This window comes from Cupriavidus sp. 05N39, from assembly GCF_056397325.1.
Window position 1 is genome coordinate 1 of the sequence record NZ_JBFTNE010000120.1, and the last position, 18,947, is coordinate 18,947.

General features: G+C 61.5%; 17 protein-coding genes. All 17 read left to right on the forward strand.

The features are described 5' to 3' along the window. Window positions 1-892, forward strand: an 892-nt coding sequence (gene tssC / locus AC1DN0_RS35220; protein WP_477146382.1) for a type VI secretion system contractile sheath large subunit, incomplete at its 5' end; no start/stop codon positions are given. Window positions 893-1,018: 126 nt separating this feature from the next. Further along, a complete protein-coding gene (locus AC1DN0_RS35225) occupies window positions 1,019-1,504 on the forward strand; it encodes an Hcp family type VI secretion system effector (protein WP_441631804.1) in 486 nt (161 codons plus the stop codon). Window positions 1,505-1,628: 124 nt separating this feature from the next. Next, entirely contained in the window at window positions 1,629-4,112 is a 2,484-nt protein-coding gene (locus AC1DN0_RS35230) for a type VI secretion system Vgr family protein (RefSeq protein WP_477146383.1), read from the forward strand. 14 nt (window positions 4,113-4,126) lie between these two features. Further along, the gene (locus AC1DN0_RS35235; RefSeq protein WP_477146384.1) at window positions 4,127-5,011 is read left to right on the forward strand and encodes a DUF4123 domain-containing protein; all 885 of its coding nucleotides are present in this window, start codon (window positions 4,127-4,129) and stop codon (window positions 5,009-5,011) included. Between the two features lie 91 nt (window positions 5,012-5,102). Then, a complete protein-coding gene (gene yiaA, locus AC1DN0_RS35240; protein ID WP_441631798.1) occupies window positions 5,103-5,561 on the forward strand; it encodes an inner membrane protein YiaA in 459 nt (152 codons plus the stop codon). 138 nt (window positions 5,562-5,699) lie between these two features. After that, on the forward strand, window positions 5,700-6,155 hold the full coding sequence (locus AC1DN0_RS35245; RefSeq protein ID WP_441631796.1) for a DUF3304 domain-containing protein: 456 nt from the start codon (window positions 5,700-5,702) through the stop codon (window positions 6,153-6,155). Continuing rightward, complete coding sequence (locus AC1DN0_RS35250) at window positions 6,152-6,886, forward strand: DUF3304 domain-containing protein (RefSeq protein WP_477146385.1); 735 nt, start codon at window positions 6,152-6,154, stop codon at window positions 6,884-6,886. The genes AC1DN0_RS35245 and AC1DN0_RS35250 overlap by 4 nt, the downstream gene beginning before the upstream one ends. Before the next feature lie 181 nt (window positions 6,887-7,067). Continuing rightward, window positions 7,068-7,520 (forward strand): DUF3304 domain-containing protein, encoded by a 453-nt coding sequence (locus AC1DN0_RS35255; RefSeq protein WP_441631792.1) that lies wholly within the window; start codon window positions 7,068-7,070, stop codon window positions 7,518-7,520. 98 nt (window positions 7,521-7,618) lie between these two features. Next, window positions 7,619-8,071: a DUF3304 domain-containing protein gene (locus AC1DN0_RS35260; RefSeq protein ID WP_441631790.1), complete on the forward strand. Its 453-nt coding sequence runs from the start codon at window positions 7,619-7,621 to the stop codon at window positions 8,069-8,071. A gap of 163 nt (window positions 8,072-8,234) precedes the next feature. Next, window positions 8,235-8,678, forward strand: a complete 444-nt coding sequence (locus AC1DN0_RS35265) for a DUF3304 domain-containing protein (protein ID WP_477146386.1) — start codon at window positions 8,235-8,237, stop codon at window positions 8,676-8,678. Between the two features lie 134 nt (window positions 8,679-8,812). After that, window positions 8,813-10,351 carry a T6SS phospholipase effector Tle1-like catalytic domain-containing protein gene (locus AC1DN0_RS35270; protein ID WP_441631786.1) on the forward strand — a complete coding sequence of 513 codons (1,539 nt, stop codon included), beginning with the start codon at window positions 8,813-8,815 and terminating at the stop codon, window positions 10,349-10,351. 222 nt (window positions 10,352-10,573) lie between these two features. Further along, on the forward strand, window positions 10,574-10,855 hold the full coding sequence (locus AC1DN0_RS35275; RefSeq protein WP_441631850.1) for a PAAR domain-containing protein: 282 nt from the start codon (window positions 10,574-10,576) through the stop codon (window positions 10,853-10,855). 3 nt (window positions 10,856-10,858) lie between these two features. Then, a complete protein-coding gene (gene tssJ, locus AC1DN0_RS35280; RefSeq protein WP_441631784.1) occupies window positions 10,859-11,398 on the forward strand; it encodes a type VI secretion system lipoprotein TssJ in 540 nt (179 codons plus the stop codon). A gap of 4 nt (window positions 11,399-11,402) precedes the next feature. Then, window positions 11,403-12,743 carry a type VI secretion system baseplate subunit TssK gene (gene tssK / locus AC1DN0_RS35285; protein ID WP_477146387.1) on the forward strand — a complete coding sequence of 447 codons (1,341 nt, stop codon included), beginning with the start codon at window positions 11,403-11,405 and terminating at the stop codon, window positions 12,741-12,743. A 53-nt stretch (window positions 12,744-12,796) separates the two neighbouring features. Next, complete coding sequence (gene tssL / locus AC1DN0_RS35290; protein WP_477111909.1) at window positions 12,797-14,146, forward strand: type VI secretion system protein TssL, long form; 1,350 nt, start codon at window positions 12,797-12,799, stop codon at window positions 14,144-14,146. Window positions 14,147-14,159: 13 nt separating this feature from the next. Continuing rightward, the gene (tssM, locus tag AC1DN0_RS35295; protein ID WP_477146388.1) at window positions 14,160-18,014 is read left to right on the forward strand and encodes a type VI secretion system membrane subunit TssM; all 3,855 of its coding nucleotides are present in this window, start codon (window positions 14,160-14,162) and stop codon (window positions 18,012-18,014) included. Window positions 18,015-18,163: 149 nt separating this feature from the next. Beyond that, the gene (locus AC1DN0_RS35300) at window positions 18,164-18,694 is read left to right on the forward strand and encodes a DUF3304 domain-containing protein (protein WP_441631776.1); all 531 of its coding nucleotides are present in this window, start codon (window positions 18,164-18,166) and stop codon (window positions 18,692-18,694) included. The last annotated feature ends 253 nt before the right edge of the window (window positions 18,695-18,947 follow it).

Genomic DNA, 18,947 nt, shown 5'->3' on the forward strand with positions numbered 1-18,947 from the left:
CGCGAGATCTGTCCAAGATCTTCCAGAACCGCGAGATCTGTCCAAGATCTTCCAGAACCTGGAGTATGCACCGTGGAACGGCCTGCGCAACTCGGAAGACGCGCGCTATGTGGGCCTGGCCATGCCGCGCTTCCTGTCGCGCCTGCCCTATGGCATCAAGACCAACCCGGTCGATGAATTCGATTTCGAGGAAGATACCGATGGCGCCAATCACCGCAAGTACGTGTGGAGCAACGCGGCCTATGCGATGGCGGTCAACATCAACCGCTCGTTCAAGCTCTATGGCTGGTGCACGCTGATCCGCGGCGTGGAAAGCGGCGGTGTCGTGGAAAACCTGCCGTGCCATACCTTCCCGACCGACGATGGCGGCCTCGACATGAAGTGCCCGACGGAGATCGCGATCTCCGATCGTCGCGAGGCCGAGCTGTCGAAGAATGGATTCATTTCCCTGGTGCACCGCAAGAACACCGACTATGCCGCCTTCATCGGCGCGCAGTCCATGCAGAAGCCGGCCGAATACTACGACGCCGACGCAACCGCCAATGCCAATTTGTCGGCTCGCCTGCCTTACCTGTTTGCCTGCTCGCGCTTCGCGCATTACCTGAAGTGCATCGTGCGCGACAAGATCGGTGCCTTCAAGGAGCGCGAGGATATGCAGCGCTGGCTTAACGAATGGATCATGAACTACGTGGACGCGGATCCGGCCAACTCCTCGCAGGAGACCAAGGCCCGCCGTCCGCTGGCCGCCGCCGAGGTGGTGGTCGAGGAAATGGAAGGCAACCCCGGCTACTACAGCGCCAAGTTCTTCCTGCGTCCGCACTTCCAGCTCGAAGGCCTGACGGTGTCGCTGCGCCTGGTGGCCCGCCTGCCGTCGGTCAAGGACGCGGCTTAAGGCTTACCCGCCAAATCCAAACCGAATCCCCACGGACTCTACCGAACGGGCCTGCGACCGGCAGGCTCGGGGGAGCCGCTGTGGTTTTTGTCTGAAGTACCTGTCTTAACGTGAAGGAGCTTTGCAATGGCACAGGACATTTTCCTGAAGATCAATGGCATCGACGGCGAGTCGCAGGACACGTCGCACAAGAATGAGGTCGAGGTACTGGCTTGGGAATGGAGCATCGAGCAGCAGTCCACCATGCACGCAGGCAGCGGCGGCGGTGCCGGCAAGGCGACCGTGTCGGATATGACCTTCGAGCACTTCATCGATCGCGCCTCGCCCAACCTGATGAAGTACTGCCTGACGGGCAAGCACATTAACGAGGCCGTTCTGGTGGTGCGCAAGGCCGGTGGAAATCCGCTCGAGTATCTGAAGCTCACCATGACCGATGTGATCGTCACCTTGGTGAGTCCAAGGGGTTCGGTGGACGACGAAGTGCGCATGCGCGAGAAGGTGGCGTTGTCGTTCTCCAAGGTGAAGCAAGAGTATGTGGTGCAAAACGCCCAGGGCGGCAGCGGCGGTGCCGTGACCGCCGGCTATGACATCAAGGGCAACAAGGAAGCTTGACGGACTCCGTCCATCCGCTCACGGCACTGACGGATGGACGGCAACTTTCGTTTGTCACAGGCGATTGTTGTCACAGGCGATTCGTATTCAAAGCGGTTGTACCCGTTTCAACAGGAGAAAGAAGATGGTCTCGTCCCTCAGCATCCCCGGATTCGGCAGTCATCGTACCGTCACGGTCAAAGGACCCGGCCTTCCCGAGGTACTGGGGCAGCCGGCGCTGACAGTGGTGCGCGTCAGTGGCAGGGAAGCGCTTTGCGACCTCTTTGAATACGAACTGGAACTCAAGACGGCGGACGATCAGAACTTCGCCTTTGGGCCGGGCGCGAATCTCGACAAGGAGGCCCTTGAAGGCCGCGAGCTGACCATCGAGATCGAACTGGATGGCGCAGGCGCCGGTCTGGAGGGACGGCTCGGCGCTGGCAAGCGCGAGATCACCGGCCTGGTGACGCGCGTGTCTGGCCCGACGCCGGAGGGCCGCCACCTTGTCTATCGCTTCGTGCTGCGGCCGTGGCTCTGGCTTGCCACGCTGACCATGGACTACAAGACCTACCAGCAGAAGACCGTCATCGAAATACTCGATGAACTGCTGGCGGACTACAACTTTCCGGTCGAAAAGCGGCTCAGCCTGGTCCAGTATCCGCGGCGAGAGTACCAGGTCCAGTATGGCGAGACCGATTTCGAGTTCTTCCAGCGCATCACCGAGGAGTGGGGCATCGCTTGGTTCTTCGAGCATAGCGAGGGCCATCACCGTCTGATCCTGACCGACGGCAATGGTGCGTTCAGGAAATTCACGAGCAGCGCCTATCACACGATCAAATGGTATTCGAGTGCGGACCGCGTGGATGAAGAGCATATCTCGGATTTCACAGTCGTCGACCAGCTGGTGACTGGGAAATGGCGCTCCAACGACTATGACTTCGTCAAGCCAAGAGCAGACCTCACGGTAAAGACGCAGCAGCCCCGCGAGACGGGCCATCGCGACCAGGAGATGTATGAATGGCCCGGCGATCATGCGCAGCCCGCCACCGGAAATGACCCGTGGCAGGAAGGAGATGTGACCGCCCGCATGCGCATGGAGGAGTTGCGTCAGCATGGCCGTCTCGCCTATGGGAAGGGAAACTTGCGTGGTGTCGTTCCGGGCTGTACGTTCACGCTGGCTCGGCATCCCGAGCAGAAGGCAAACTGTGAATACCTGATCTTTGCGACGAAGCTGATGCTCGAGGAAGTCGCGGAGGAGAGCGGCCAGGGCCAGCGCTGGCGCTGCGCGGTGGAGTTCGAGGTGCAGCCGACCACGGAAACATTCCGCCCGGACCGGACGCAGCCAAAGCCCCGCACAACGGGGCCTCAAACGGCAACCGTTGTCGGGCCGGAATCTCAGGAAGTGTGGACGGATCAGTACGGTCGCGTGAAAATCCAGCTGCATTGGGATATGTACGGCAAACGCAACGAGCACAGCTCTTGCTGGGTGCGCGTCGCGTCGTCATGGCACGGCGATCAGTACGGCGCCATCCACATTCCCCGTATCGGACAGGAGGTCATCGTCGACTTCCTGCACGGCGATCCGGATCTGCCGATCATCGTGGGGCGGGTTCCGAACCAGCTCAATATGCCGCCCTGGAACTTGCCGGACCAGCACGCGCTGTCTGGATTCCGCTCCAAGGAAATCGGCGGTGGCCGGCACAACCACCTGGTGATGGACGACACGCAGGGCGAGATTCAATCGCAGCTGTCGTCGGACCACTTGCTGTCGCAGCTCAATGTTGGCCACATTACCCGCATTCCCGATGCGGGAGGCAGAAAAGACAAGCGCGGCGAGGGCGCCGAGCTTCGCACCGACGGCCACATGGCCTTGCGTTCCGCCAAGGGCGCCTTGCTCAGCACCGAAGCACGCATGAATGCCCGCAGCCACGCCATGGATATGCGCGAGACGATAGCCCGCCTCAAAGGCGCGCTGGAGATCGCCCAGGCCCTCGAGGAAGCGTCGGCGAACTCCCAGGCGCAGCACGAAGAGCAGAAGGACGTCGCCAGGACGATCGCGCAGCAGAACGATGCCATCAAGGGATCCGGGGAGGCACTCGGGGAACTGACGTCTCCCCACGTTGTGGTGTCGAGCGCCGCCGGCATCGCGGCCACCGCTGAAGAAAGCACGCATCTGCACAGCAAGCTCCACACATCGCTGACAACGGGCGAGCACATGTCCCTCAACGTCGGGAAGAGCTTTCTCGCCAGCGTCAGGGAGCTGGTCTCCATCTGTGCCCACAAGTTCGGCATCAAGCTGTTCGCGAGCCGTGGCCCCATTGAAATTCAGGCCCAGAACGACACGATGGGACTGCTTGCGAAGCTTGGCATCAGCATCATCAGCACCGAGGACAGCATTCGCGTCATTGCAAAGAAGCAGTTGCTGATCGGTGGCGGCGGCAGCTTTACCCAGTACGAGGCCGCCGGCATCACGCACCTGACCGAGGGGAAATACGTCGCGCACGCCGCGCACCACTCCTGGCCGGAAGAGCAGAGCTTGCCGATGCAGATGCCGGTCACACCGAAGCCGTTCTGCATCGAGTGCTTCATCAAGGCACTTAAGTCGGGCAGTGCGCTCGCTGCGGTCTAGGGAGGGATGGATACATGTATTTCGCGGTTGATCCACTGAACCTCGCCGAGGTCTCCACCAGGCTGATCGAGCTGGTTTCGGCAAATCCCAAGGCAAACTGGACTGCGGTCGTTGATGGTGCGTTCGATCACGATGGCGGCCGGCGCGATTACCCCGGCTCGCCAGAAGCGTTGTATGCCTGCGACGAGCTGGACGCCATGCTCGAGGTTTCCCCACTTCTTATCCCGCTGATCGTGGAGCGCGCCGAGGTGTTGAGGGAGCAGATTCTTGGCCTCGCACGGCATTGCGCCGGGCGGCCAATGTTCAGCATTGTGGCCTCATCCAGGAATGCCGCCGAACTCAAGCCGAATTGGCAGAAGTGCGCGCGCGTCTCGACCGAGGATGGGCAGAAGCTGCTGCTGCGCTTTGCCGACACGCGGGTGCTGCCGATGCTTCCGGAGGTCCTCCGTCAGGAGTCCTGGGCGGMGTTGACCCATGAGCTAAGCGAATGGTGGTACGTCGATCGCGCAGGACAGCTCGAGCAGGCTCCGGTCGCGGATGCCATTGCCGCGCCTGTCTTTCCGCTCGCGCTCGGGCGGCGGGAGTTCAACAAGCTGCTAGAGCGAGGCGTACCTGATTCGGTCATCGACGCCATGTTCCGGCAGTTGCCGGGGATCTTGCCGGCAACGGCGAAGGCGGGATTCTTCGAGAAGATCAAGGCGGTGTGCGAGTTTGCACGCGCCCAGGAGATTGACGCGTTTCCGGACATCCTTGCGCTGGGGATTTTTGACACACAGACCGACCACAAGGGCCTGACGAACCCGAAGCTCCTCCGACTCATCGCGGAGCGGGGCTGGGCGCGTGGGGAACTCGCCGCAGCCATCGAGGCAGTCAATGCGGTCAATGCGTTCAAGGCGTGAAGATGTTCAAGCTAGCGATGGCACCCCATTACGTTGTAGCACTTGCCTGTGCGGCATCCATCGGTATCGCCAACCCATTTACACACGTGAAATGAAAAACACTACCCAACAGCCTTCGTTTGCCTTCGTTGCGTCCTCATGGGCCGCCTTGCTAGCAGGATTTCTCGCATTCCTTGTTGGATTGTTCAACGCGGAAATGCAGCTGAACGAGCGCGGCTACTACTTTACGGTGCTTGTCTACGGACTGTTTGCCGCCGTCTCCGTGCAAAAGAGCGTACGAGACAAGCTCGAGGGCATTCCCGTAACGGCGATCTACTACGGCCTGAGCTGGGTGTCAGTGCTGCTGGCTGTCCTCTTGCTGTGTGTCGGGCTATTCAACGCCAACTTGGCGTTGAGCGAAAAGGGCTTCTATGGCATGTCGTTCGCCCTGGCGCTCTTCGGGGCGATTGCCGTGCAGAAGAACACGCGCGACATCCAGGCGGCCATGCCGCACATCATCGAGAGCGATCTGGTGCGGCTCCCGGAGGAAAACCCAGGGAATGACCGATAGGTACGAAGTTGTTCTCGACGGTCGCCAAGCCGTCACACGGAGACGGTCCTTACTGGCGCACGCATGCCAATGCGGTGCCTGAAGGTGCTGGAATCGTAGCAACGTACGTTGCCAGTTACGCCCGAGATCGGAGCTCGCATGAACATCAGATGGAAACAGATTTCCGTTCGTCTATCACCGCTAGCTGTCGTGCTGTGCGCCGCGTGTTCCATGGCAAATCGGGCTGCCGCTATGGACTTGGTGGGCTACAACTATACGGATCAGTATGTCGCTGCATATAGTGTCAATGGCTATCCCGGCCCGAATATCTATCCGCACAGCGGCGGCGGCAAGTTTGTCTGTTGCATTTCGGTACCAGGGGAATGGCAGCCGGGCATGACGGTCACGGTGAAGTGGACGGAAGACCGTAACGCCAACCCGATCCCGTGGAAGACGCGGGTGGTGGATGTGCCTCCCTATACGGCCAAGGATCGTGGTCATCTCGCCGTGCACTTCTTTCCCAACGATGAGGTCACGGTGCTGGTTACAACGAAAGCACCTGGGCACCCTGACTATCCCTACCATTTCTATCCCAGCGAAGGTGTCCGGAAATGACCGCGCCATCCCCTGAGATATTCCCAACTGGCGGCCTGCGCGCGCTGCCGCCACGCGAGGCGATGCGGYGCATCRCGGTGCTGTCCCGCACATTGCTCAATGACAAAGCGGCCGCCTGTGCCGAACGGGAAAATGTGGGTGTCGTCTTCGACGGCGCTGGCAACCATCAGCAGGAGGGCTACGAGGCTATTGGCGCCAGCGGACAGGTCAAGGTGGTGCGGGGCAGGGTACGCCCTAGGCTGCCGAAGTCAAGCTCAACCCAACATAGGAGCGTGTCGATGGGAACCCGAATGCAGTCTGTTCTCTGCCGCCTTGCTGTGTCCCTGGCAATGCTGGGCACAGCCTGCGCTGTCAGCAGCCCTGCTACCGCGATGGACCTGGTGGGCTACAACTACACGGATCAGTATGTCGCAGCATATAGCGTCAATGGCTCTGCAGGCGCCAACATCTACCCACATGCGGGCGGCGGCGGCTTCGTTTGCTGCATTTCTGTGCCTAGGGAATGGCAGTCGGGCATGACGGTCACGGTGAGGTGGACGGGAGACCGCAACGCCAACCCGATCCCATGGAAAACGCGTGTGGTGGAGGTGCCTCCCTATACGGCTAAGGATCGGGGTCATCTCGCGGTGCACTTCTTAGCCAACGATGAGGTCACGGTGCTGGTCACGACGAAGACTGCTGGTCACCCCGAGTATCCATATCCGTACCCCGACGAAGGTGTCAAGAAATGACCGCGCGATCCTCGGAGCTCTTTCCGACTCGCGGCCTGCACGCGCTTTCGCCGCGCGAGGCGATGCAGCGGGCGGCGGGGGCTAGCCAGCACTTTGCCTCAGGACAATGCCCCCGGGTAACTCAATGTGAGGGTCTTTTCCGATGGCACTGGGAATATATGCATCGACACGAGGAATAGCCATGAACTCCTGGCCTAGAAGAATCTACCGCAGTCTTTCACTGCTGCTTGCGGCGTTTGGCACGGCGTGCACAGCAACCAGTCACGCAATCGCCATGGATCTGGTGGGTTACAACTACACGGATCGGTATGTGGCTGCATATAGCGTCAACGGCTATCCGGGCGCAAATATCTACCCGCATGAGGGGGGCGGAAAATTTGTCTGTTGCATTTCTGTACCCGCTGAATGGCAACCCGGCATGACAGTCACGGTGAAATGGTCGGGGAAGCGAAACACCAACCCGATCCCCTGGAAAACGCGCATTGTTGACGTGCCTCCCTATACGTCCAAGGATCGAGGTCATCTCGCGGTGCACTTCTTCCCCAACGATGAGGTAAAGGTATTGGTCACAACGAAGATTGTTGGCCATCCTGACTATCCCTATCCATACCCTGACGAAGGTGTCGGGCGATGACTACGCAATCCGCGGAACTCTTCCCGACCAAGGTGATGTGGGGCAGGGTGCTCCCTAAGATGCCAGAGTCAAGCTCAACCCGAAATTGGAGCGTATCTATGGGAACCCGGATGCAGTCTGTTCTCTGCCGCCTTGCTGTGTCCCTGGCAATGCTGGGCACAGCCTGCGCTGTCAGCAGCCCTGCTACCGCGATGGACCTGGTGGGATACAACCACACGAACCAGTATGTGGCCATGTACGTCGTGAACGGGTACCCCGGCGGCGATATTCTCCGGCATGCGGGTGGTGGCAGCTTTGTTTGCTGCATTTTCGTGCCAAGGGAATGGCAGCCGGGCATGACGGTCACTGTGAAGTGGACGGAAGACCGTAACGCCAGCCCGATCTCTTGGCGAACGCGCGTGGTGGAGGTGCCCCCCTACAAGCCTGAGGACATGGGCCGCTTCGCGGTGCACTTCTTCCCAAACGATGAGGTGAAGGTACTGGTTACGACCATAAGGCCCGGGCACCCCGATTATCCCTATCCGTCGCCGCGAGAAGGGAAAGACAAATGATCGAAAATCCCTGGAACTCGTCCCCGCTGGCTTGCTCACTGCCGAAAAGAAAAGCCACCGCCAGTACTGGACTGCTCAAGGTGATACGGGGCGGGGCGCATCCCTCAGATGCCAGAGTCAAACAAGATCAACCCGAAATAGGAGCGTGTCGATGGGAACCCGAATGYAGTCTGTTCTCCGCCCCCTTGCTGTGTCCATGGCGATGCTTGGCGCGGCCTGCGCTGTCAGTCGCCCTGCCACCGCGATGGACCTGGTGGGCTACAACTACACGGATCAGTATGTTGCAGCATATAGCGTCAATGGCTATCCCGGCCCGAATATCTATCCGCACAGCGGCGGCGGCAAGTTTGTCTGTTGCATTTCGGTACCGGGGGAATGGCAGCCGGGCATGACGGTCACGGTGAAGTGGACGGAAGACCGGAATGCGAACCCGATTCCTTGGAAGAATCGAATCGTGGAGGTGCCTCCTTACATGCCTGAAGATATGGGCCGCTTTGCCGTGCATTTTTTCCCAGGCGATGAGGTCAAAGTGCTGGTGACCACGAAGAGGCCAGGTCATCCGGACTATCCCTATCCCTTGCCTCGCGGGAAAGGGGGGCAGCGATGACAACGAGCTCACCAGATCTCTTTCCGACAGGTGGCCTTCGATCATTGTCACCGCGCGAGGCGATGCAGCGCGCAGCAGCGCTTGCTTGCACTTTACCTAAGGACAGTGCACCCGCCTGCACGGGACAAGTCAACGTGAGCATCTTCTTTGACGGTACCGGCAACAACCGTATGGAAGACTACGAGGGAGTCCCCGCCGATGAGCAGGTCAAAGCCATAAAGTCTGGAGTACGGCCCAAGCTGCCGGTGTCGTTTTCCCAAGAGAACCGCAAGCACAGCAACGTTGTGCGGCTCTTCCATGCTCATAAGGACGACGCCGATAGTGGCATCTATGCCCATTACGTTCCAGGTGTTGGGACACCCTTCGCAGAGGTCGGCGATACCGGCGGCACGCTCGGTAGTGCAGCCGCCGCTGGCGGCGAGGCTCGCATCCTATGGGGATTCATCAAGCTGTTGAATTCCCCATACGACTATGTGACCAAGGATGTCTTGATCCCRGATGACAAGGCGAAGTCTATTGTTGACAAGCTATCAAGCATCTTCAGCCCCGGATGGCAGCGGCGTAATGAACTCCGCTTTTTGCAGGAGAAGCTCCAGCTAGCTCTTCGGGGCAAGAAGCCACGGATTGAGCAGATCAACCTATCGGTCTTTGGCTTCTCGCGTGGCGCGGCCCAGGCGCGCACGTTTGCAAATTGGCTGTTTGACGTCTGTGAACAGCAGCAAGGTGGCTGGCTATTTGCTGGCATTCCGATCCGCCTGCATTTTCTCGGCATCTTTGACACGGTAGCCTCGGTAGGGCTTGCGGACTTGTCTGCCAATGGCATTGTGGAGGGCCATCAGGGGTGGGCCGACGACACGATGGAGATCCATCCTGCGATCGAGCAATGCGTGCACTACGTTGCCGGGCACGAGGTGCGCGCCTGCTTTCCGTTGGATTCAGTACGTGTGCGTGAAACATACCCGCCCAACGCTAAGGAGGTCATGTATCCGGGCGCCCATTCCGATGTTGGGGGCGGGTATGCCCCTGGCGCACTCGGTATCTCGCGCGCTACGGACAGTTTCATGAGCACGATTCCTGGTGCAAATATGTACCAGGAGGCCTTAAAGGCGGGCGTGCCGCTCATGCACTGGGAGGAACTTCAGGCCAACGATCGTGCTGACTTGACTCCGGCAGCCCACGTTATCTCGGACTTCAACAACTACCTGCAAGCCAGCGCGATGGGGAGCGGGCCGGTGGAGGAAGTGCATGCGAGGCACATGGGACTGTATTTCAGCTACCGCTTCAAGTACCGCGCCACCTACCAGGACCGGCCCTGGTACCAGTCGGCGTCGCCTGAGCACAAGAGCCATCTCGATAAGACATCAATGACTGTGTTGATTCGGCTAGCCGAGTTGATGCACCGCGTTCCGCCGAATGATCCTCTGTACGACCCTAAGACGGCCAAAACATATCACTCCGCCATGTTCGGCAAGCCGAGCGATATCAAGATGCAGCATCTCTACAAGATCGTCGACCACATCGACATCAACCGGCTGTCGCCCCCGGTGGAGCGCTTGTTCGACCTCTATGTCCACGATTCGATGGCGGGCTTCATTGATATGGGCGTCAACGAACACGCGGTCAATGGCATGGGCCTAATGAAATTCCGAAAGATCTTCGACAAAAACGGGTAACTGTGCTTCGGAGTTTGCCTGGGATCGTAGAAGTCGCTCAGTGCGAAGGGGCGAACGACATCTTTGTTCTATGGCGGGCGCGCAGTGCGTATCTGCCGCCCGGTTCCCCGGATGCGACTTGATGCACATCCTGCAGATCCACAGTCGGGCGTTCATTCAAGGACTCTGCGTGTTTGTGGATGCCTTTCGGCGACTTGGAATTCTCTTACTTTGGAAAGCATGATGGGAAAAAAACTCATTACCGTCGGAGACACGACGACACACGGTGGCAAGGTGATCTCCGGTTCGGAGAAACATCTCTTGCGGGGACGGCCGGTCGCCCGCAAGGGGGATCTGGTGGATTGCCCGCAGCGGTATCCGGACGGTCGGCCTCACGGCATCAACAAGATTGTGGAAGGTGACGAAAAATTCCTGATCGGCGGATGGCCCGCGGCGCTGGACGGTCATCGCACGGAATGCGGTTGCCAACTGATCGGCAGCCTGCCGGGCGTGGTCGGAGGGTAAGGCATGGCGCAAATCATGGAGCGGCCGTTGGTTAGCGGATACCGGCGCGCGCTATTGGCGTCAGGTGGGCTTGCACTCGCGCTGCTTTCGGGGTGCGCGAGCGCTCCGGCCCAAAACGAGCAGATGAAGCTCGATCTTGCCATCGAGGCGAAGTCGACGGTCAATCCCGACGACAAGGGGCGGGCGTCTCCTGTGCTGGTGCGCGTTTATGAACTCAAGACCGAGATCGCCTTCGAGAGCGCCGATTATTTCTCCCTGGATAAGTCAGACAAGACGCTGCTGACGCAGGATCTGCTGGTGCGGGATGAATTCATTCTCCGCCCGGGAGAATCGCGCGATATCGAGCGCAAGCTGAATCCGGACACCAAGGCAATCGGCTTTCTGGTCGGCTACCGGGACCTTGGCCAGGCCACCTGGCGCTCCATCTTCAAGTTGCCGCCGGCACCGGAGATTGCCTGGTACCGAGCCGTCGTTCCGGCGCGCAAGATCAAGCTGCAAGTCGCATTGGACCAGCAGACCATCACAATTACTAAACCTGACTGATTTCATGAGCTGGTACAACAAAGTCGTCTGGAGCGAAGGGCTCTTCCTGCGCCCGCAGCTATTTCAACAGCAGGAGCGCTATCTTGAGCACTACGCTCACAAGCGCGCTGCTGCCCTGAGCCCGTTTTTCTGGGGCTTCCATGAATATGGGATCGATGCGGAAGCGCTCGCGCTAGGCAAACTGGTGGTGTCCGGAGCGGCGGGTGTGTTTCAGGATGGCACGCCCTTTGATGCACCCGCGCACACCATGCTCCCCGCGCCGCTGGCGCTGCTCCATGAGCACCTGAACCAGGTCATCTACCTGGCCGTGCCGATTCGCACACCGAATGCGGAGGAGACGAGCTTCGGCGAGGCTACGGACTCGCTAGCGCGATACCGGGCATTCGAGGAGGATCTGCTGGACGCGAACTCGATTGCACAGGGTCCCAAGCTGGTCCAGCTTTCGGACCTCAGGCTTCGGTTGCTTCCAGGGAAGGAACTGACGAAGTCGTGGATCGGGTTGCCATTGGCGAGGGTCACGGAGATTCGAGCCGATGGCAGTGCCAAGCTGGACCCTGGCTTGATACCGCCCGTCAACGTGTACCCGGCCAGCGGCCAGTTGATGACGTGGCTGACGGAAATCCACGGCTTGCTGCACCTGCGCGCCAATTCGAWGGCCGAGAATCTCACCGCGGGGAGCACCCGAGGCGGGGATGCCGCGGAGATATCGGAATACCTCATCTTGCAGCTGCTCAATCGCTATGAGCCGGTACTGACGCATTTGCTGGACGCCAAGGCGGCGTCGCCGGAAACGCTCTATCTGCACCTTTGCGCGTTGGCAGGTGAGCTCTCGACCTTTGTGYGAACCGACACGCGGCGTCCGCGAAAGTACGATCCGTATCAGCACGGGGAGCCGCATACCTGCATCAAGCCGTTGGTCGATGACCTGCGCTACTTGCTCAACGTCGTGCTGGAACGTGGGGCGCGGCGTATCGAGTTGCTCGACCAGCCGCACGGCTTCCGGCTTGCCGTGCTGGAGCCTGCGGAGATTCAGCGCTTCTCGACGTTTGTCCTTGCCGTCTTCGCTCAGATGCCCGCCGATGCGCTGCAGCAACAGTTTCCGGCACAGGTCAAGGTGGGCCCAGCCGAGCGGGTGCCGGAGCTGATCCGTTCGCACCTGCCAGGGATTCCCCTGCAGGGCTTGCCTGTGCCACCGCGTCAGATCCCGTTCAATGCCGGCCACATCTATTTCGAGTTGACGCAGAGCCATCCGCTGTGGGAGCAGGTGGCCAATTTCGGCGGTCTTGCCATGCACGTCGCGGGCCACTTTCCCGGGCTGCGGCTTGAACTTTGGGGGGTACGATGAACAAGCCAATCGATCCGGCATCCCTGGCGCCGGATAGCAAGATCCAGCCTGCTGTGCAGGACGGCCAGCAACCGCCGGCCGAGGAAAAGCGCCCGGCCGGCCCCGGGCCGGCCGCGGCCGAGCCGGCCTCCCCGCCGCGCAGGCCGTGGGAATGGCGAGCGCCAGAGACCCTTGAGCAAAAACTCGCGCGCGTCGGGAAGGCGCCGAATCCCCTGCTGGAAGCTGCGCAGCCGCTCATGCTGGCGCTGGCCGGAATGCCGGACAAGCTGCCGGTGACGCAAGCGCAGAAGCCTGACAAAGCGACGCCTGACGAACCGAAGCCCGACGAGGCGAAGTCTGGCGAGGCGACGCCTGACATGAGTGCTGCCCTGGCGCTGCGCCTCCTCCTGGTGGAAGAGCTGCAGGGATTTCAGCAACTTTGCGAGCGCGCCAACATCCGGCGTGAACACGTCGTGGGTGCGCACTACCTGCTTTGCACAGCCCTGGACGAGGCCGCGCACAACAAAGCATGGGGGGGAGACGGCTGGCCGCAACACAGCTTGCTGGTCAGCTTGCATCAGGATACCGAAGGCGGAAACAAGTGCTTCCTGCTGCTTGGCCGGTTGCTGGCCAGCCCCGATGAGCATCTGGACCTGATCGAGATGTTCTACCAGATCCTGTCGCTGGGGTTTATCGGCCGATATGTCAGCCAGACCGATGGGCACCAGCAACTGGATGCCATTCGGAAGCGGTTGTTCAGTCTCATCTCCAGCAAGCGGGGGGAGGTACCGCGGGAGCTTTCCCCGCACTGGCGTGGCGAGCCCGCGGGCCGGCTGAGGCCGTTGCGATCGTTGCCCGTGTGGGTGACGGTTTCCGTGTCGGCGCTGGTGTTGTTTGGGCTATTCGCCTGGTTCAAGTACCAACTGCTGGTCCGTACGCACGAAGTCGAACAGCAGATCCTCGCCATCGGCAAGATCGCGCCGCCGGAGCCGCCGAGGGCGCTGCGCCTGGCTGAACTGCTCAAGGAGGAAATTGCGCGCGGGGTTGTCAGCGTGAAGGAGGATGCAACGCGCAGTGCCGTCACCTTCCGCGGCGACGACATGTTCGGCGGCGGACGGGCCGAGGTCAGTAGCAAGGTCCTGCCGCTGCTGGACAAGGTAGCCGCGGAGATCAACAAGGTGACCGGAAAGGTGACCGTGATCGGCCACAGCGACAACGTACCCATCAGGACACCAAAGTATCCATCGAACCAGGCACTGTCGGAGGAGCGCGCCGCCACGGTGACGGAGTATCTGGCGAGCAAGGGGGTAGCCAAAGGGCGCCTCGAAGCGATCGGCAAGGGCGATACCGAGCCGCTCACCGGCAACAAGACGCCAGCCGACCGGGCGAAGAATCGCCGGGTTGAAATCGTCGTTACGCAGTAACCGAGGTCAAGGGATGGAATTTCTGAAACGTATTGGCGCGGTGTTGTTTTCCCGACAGGCATTCGCGCTCCTGGCGGTCCTGGTCGTAGCGGCGGCCATCTGGTTCATCGGTCCGCTCCTCGGCTTCAACGGCATGCAGCCGTTGGCCGGTGTTGGCATGCGCGTCGTGATCATTGTGCTGCTGATGACGCTGCTACTGTTCTGGCTGGTTGGCCTGCCGATTTCCGCCGTCGGCGCCGCCGCGCTATGCCTGTTGATCTGGCATGCGGGGCCGCTGCTGGCCGTTGGCGCCGGGAAGCCGCTGGCGCCGGCATCGGTGCGCATCGTGCTGATATCGGTCATCGTTTTCCTGTTCGCCGCCTACGCGCTGTATTTGCTGATCAGGCGTGCCCGCACTGACAACCTGTTTCTCCAGCGGGTGCTGAGGATTGGCGGAGAGCCCAAGGAGGTGGTAGCAAAGAAGGATATTGCTATCGTCGATCGGGCCATGCAGAGCGCGGTGCAGAAACTGAAGGGGATGCGCGGCTTGGGGGGGCTTCGCGGCTTGCTCGAGGGCAAGCGCTTCCTGTACGAACTGCCGTGGTACATGGTGCTCGGTTCGCCAGGCGCGGGAAAGACGACGGCGTTGCTCAATGCCGGTCTGCAATTTCCCATTGCGGAGCAGATGAGCGCGGCCGCACGTGCGCACAAGGCTACCGTTCATGCCGATTGGTGGTTCACCAACGATGCGGTCCTGATTGACACGGCCGGCCGGTATGCCACGCATGGGGTGAGTCCCACAACCGATTCGGCCGAGTGGCAGGGTTTCCTGGGCCTGTTGCGCAAGTACCGTACGCGGGCTCCCATCAATGGCGTGCTGCTCACCATCAGCATTACCGACCTGCTTACGCGCTCGCCCGACGAACTGGTGGCACAGTCAGCCTTGCTGCGCGCCCGGCTGATGGAGCTGCGGCGAGATCTTGGCATCCAGTTCCCGGTTTATGTGCTCATTACCAAGCTCGATCAGTTGGCGGGCTTTGCTGAATATTTCCAGGATTTGTCAAGCGAGGGGCGTGCGCAGCCCTGGGGCTTCACGCTCCCCTACGGGGACAAGAAGCGTAAGCGTGGCGAGCCTGCGGTTGACCTCCTGGAGCGCTGCCGTGACGAGATGGAACGCTTGGCCGGGCACCTGCGGGATGAGATCAACAATCGGATGTGTGATGAATTTGACGCGGTCCGGCGCCAACGCTTGTTGACGTTGCGCTCAGAGTTTACGAGCCTGACGCAACCGCTTGTGGAGATGATGGAGCAGATCTTCCTGGATTCGCGCTTCGATGATACCGAGCGGCGCCATATGCTGCGTGGGGTGTATTTCACCAGTGCGACGCAGTCGGAGCACGCGGTGGTCGGTGACTATAGCGGCGTCCATCGCAGGCTGGAGCGAGGGGAGGGCGGCTTTCGCGTTCTGGGTGGACATCCGGGCATTGGCGACGGCATCGCCGTGGACAAGACCAAGGCGATCGGCAATCGAAGCTATTTTCTCCAGGAGGTAGTCAAGCGCATCCTCGTGCCCGAGGCGAATCTGGTCAAGCCGAACCTGCGCTGGGAGTTTCACTTCCGCATGCTGGCCCTGCTCGGCCATGCGCTGACGCTGGTGATCTTGCTGTGGCTGGTTGGCGCCCTGTACAAGAGCTTCGGCCACAACGCGAACTACGTGGCCGCGGAGGGGGAGAAAGCCTCGGCGCTGGCCGCCACGCTGACCGCGTACTACAAGAAGGCACAGCCGGACGGGATGCCCGAGGTGCTGGCGGCCGCCCGCGACCTGCCCGCGCACGCCGGGCTGAATCTCGCCGACCCATCGACGGACTGGCACTACGGACTCTATAGTGTGCCGCCCCTGCTGGGCGCGGCCACGCAGACCCATACCACACTGGAGGACAACCTGCTGGTGCCATACCTGGTACGCCGGGTCGAGTCCGTGCTGTCCACCGCCGTCAGCCAGCGCGACGCCAGGCAGACCTACGATACGTTGCGTGTCTACCTGATGCTGCACGACAAGGACAAGTTCCATGCATCCGACGTGCGCAGCTGGGTGCAAAGCGACTGGGCGACGGGCAACGCGGCGGATGCCTTCGGTGGCCGGGTAGCGGTGATCGAGCACCTGGACAGCCTGCTGGACGGCACCCGGGCGGTGCAGTCGCCCTACGCGAAGAACGAGGCCCTGATCCGTTCGGCGCGCGATTTTCTGGACGGCGATACCTCTATCGAACGCCTGTACGACCGGGCCAAGGCGGCCATGATGGAGGAGGCGCCGCAGGATTTCACGCTGGTGCGCGCGGTGGGGCCCCAGGCGGGCACGGTCTTTACCCGCGCGAGCGGTGAGCCGCTGGAGCGGGGCATCCCCGGGATCTTCACCTACGCCGGCTACCATGACGTGTTCAATGCACGGCTGCCAGAGTTCGTCGGCAAGGCCCAGGCCATCGATGCGTGGGTGATGGGGCGGGGGACAGGGCCCGGCGCTCAAAAAAAAACGCTTGAGAGCGCCGCGGGCAAGCTGACCGGTAGCGATCCGCTGACGCGCGAGATCCGTCGCCTGTACCTGAACGAGTATGCCCAGCACTGGGAGACATTCCTTGGCGATATCCGTACGGTCACAGGCAACAACCTGGCCTTCGACCTGGAAATCCTGCGCAACTTCGCCGCGCCGGACTCGCCGCTGGCCCGGTTGGGCCGGGTGGCGGTGCAGGAAACCACGCTCAGCCGCCCGCTCGATCCCGAGGAAAAGTCTCTCGCCGAGAAGGCGCTGTCCATGCTGGACAAGACGACCGACAAGGTCAACGCCCTGACTGCCCGTGCCGAAACCCGCCAGGAACGCGAGGTGGTCGACAACCGCTTCGCCGCGCTGCGCGAGGTGGTCACCGGCCAGGCGGACACGGCGGCCCCAGGCGCGCAAGCCGCCGGCGGCAAGCCGCAGCTGGATGCCATCGCCGGGATGGTCAATGCCTATTACACCAGCCTGGTGGTGGCCAACAACGCGCTGAACACCCGCAACCTGCCACCCCCGGCGGATGCCGGGGACCAACTGCGCATGGAAGCCGCCAAGCTGCCGGCGCCGTTCAAGGCGGTGCTGGCGGACCTGGTGGTGCAGGGCACCCGGGACGTCAACAAGGGCGTGGGCGACATCCTGATCGCCCAGATGGACGCGGTCATCGGCGAAACCTGCCGCAGCGCCATCGACGGCAAGTATCCGTTCACGCCAACCTCGGTGCAGGACGTGGACCCGGAGGACTTCGCCCGCGTCTTCGCCAAAGGTGGCGTGCTGGACGACTTCTTCCAGAAGGTGCTGGCCCCGCACGTGGACACCACCATCTCGCCTTGGCGCTACAGGCTGACCGCGCCGGACGTGCCGCCGGTCGCCGGCCCGAGCCTGGTCCCGTTCCAGCGCGCCAAGGAGATCCGCGAGGTGTTCTTCCGTGAACCGGGAGCCAGAAAAATGGCGTGGAAGGTGGATCTGAAGGTGGTTGAGCTCGATCCGCAGATCGTCGAGCTCAACATGGATTTCGATGGCCAGAGCCAGCGCTACGTGCACGGCCCGGTGATTCCGCTCAAGGTGACCTGGCCTGGCCCGCGCGGCGGGCAGGCGGCCGAAATCATCGCCAGTCCGCGAATTCGCCCGGATACCTCCGCGTTGACCGCCAACGGCCCATGGGCACTGATGCGTGTCATCGCCAAGGGCAAGCTTGCTGGCTCTGCCACCGCCAGCCACTTCCTGGCGGAGTATGACTTCGACGGCCGCAAGGCCAAGCTCGACATCAACACCGGGAGTCTCGCCAATCCATGGACCACCGGCCTGCTGCAAGGCTTCCAATGCCCCGGGAGGTCAGGCTGATCACGGTGCCGCAGGTCTACGGCAAAGCGGCCCGCACGGGCGGGCTTTGTTAGCCGTAGTGCGCTGCCGGGTCCGGTAGCGGCGTCGCGGCGGCGCGCCCCGGACGATCCCACTCAGGCAACACATGCCCTCCCGCGTCAGGAGAAGAGATGCGACAGAAGACCGGGCAGAATGATCTGGTCCAGTGGGGCCGCACCCTGCAGGCGACGACCCGATGCAACGTAGGCCGGGTGGCGGCCCTTCTGGCCTGGCTGCTGGCCGGCTGCGCTGGCGGCAGCGGCATCTCGACTGACCGCTCCGACAAGTTCGTCTATGCCTCGCTGGGCGGGGTCAATCACACCGCCAAGTACATCCATTCGTTCTCCATCGATGGGCAATGGGGCGGCAATATGGATGCCTACGGCAGTACGTCGGGAACGTGTTGCGTGGGCGTGCCGCGGGTCTACCGTCCCGGCATGCAGGTCAAGGTGAGCTGGAACGCGCCCGAGGGAAGGACCGATGTCGTCAAGACCAAGGTGGCCGAGGTCGAGCCCTACACCGAGGCCGGCACCATCTATGCCCATATCTTCCAGGACGACGTGGTCCGCGTGGTCATATCGGCGCGCTACGACTCACATAGCCTCAACCACCCCATTCCCTATCCGGTTAATCCGAACAAGTCGAAGGAGCCCCAACAATGAAATGCGATATCGCAGCACCGCGGCGCATTGCCCTCGGCAAGGCCATTCTCCTGTCCCTGTTTCTGGCCGGCTGCGCCGGTGGCAGCGGCATCTCGACTGACCGCTCCGACAAGTTTGTCTATGCCTCGCTTGGCGCATCTCCTTATACAGAAGTCATGAGTCCTCAGCCCGTAGCGCCAGGATCATGAACGCAGCATCCATGGTTCGCTGCATGCCGATCCAGATCGTTTTGGCGCCGGGCTCGCCATCACTC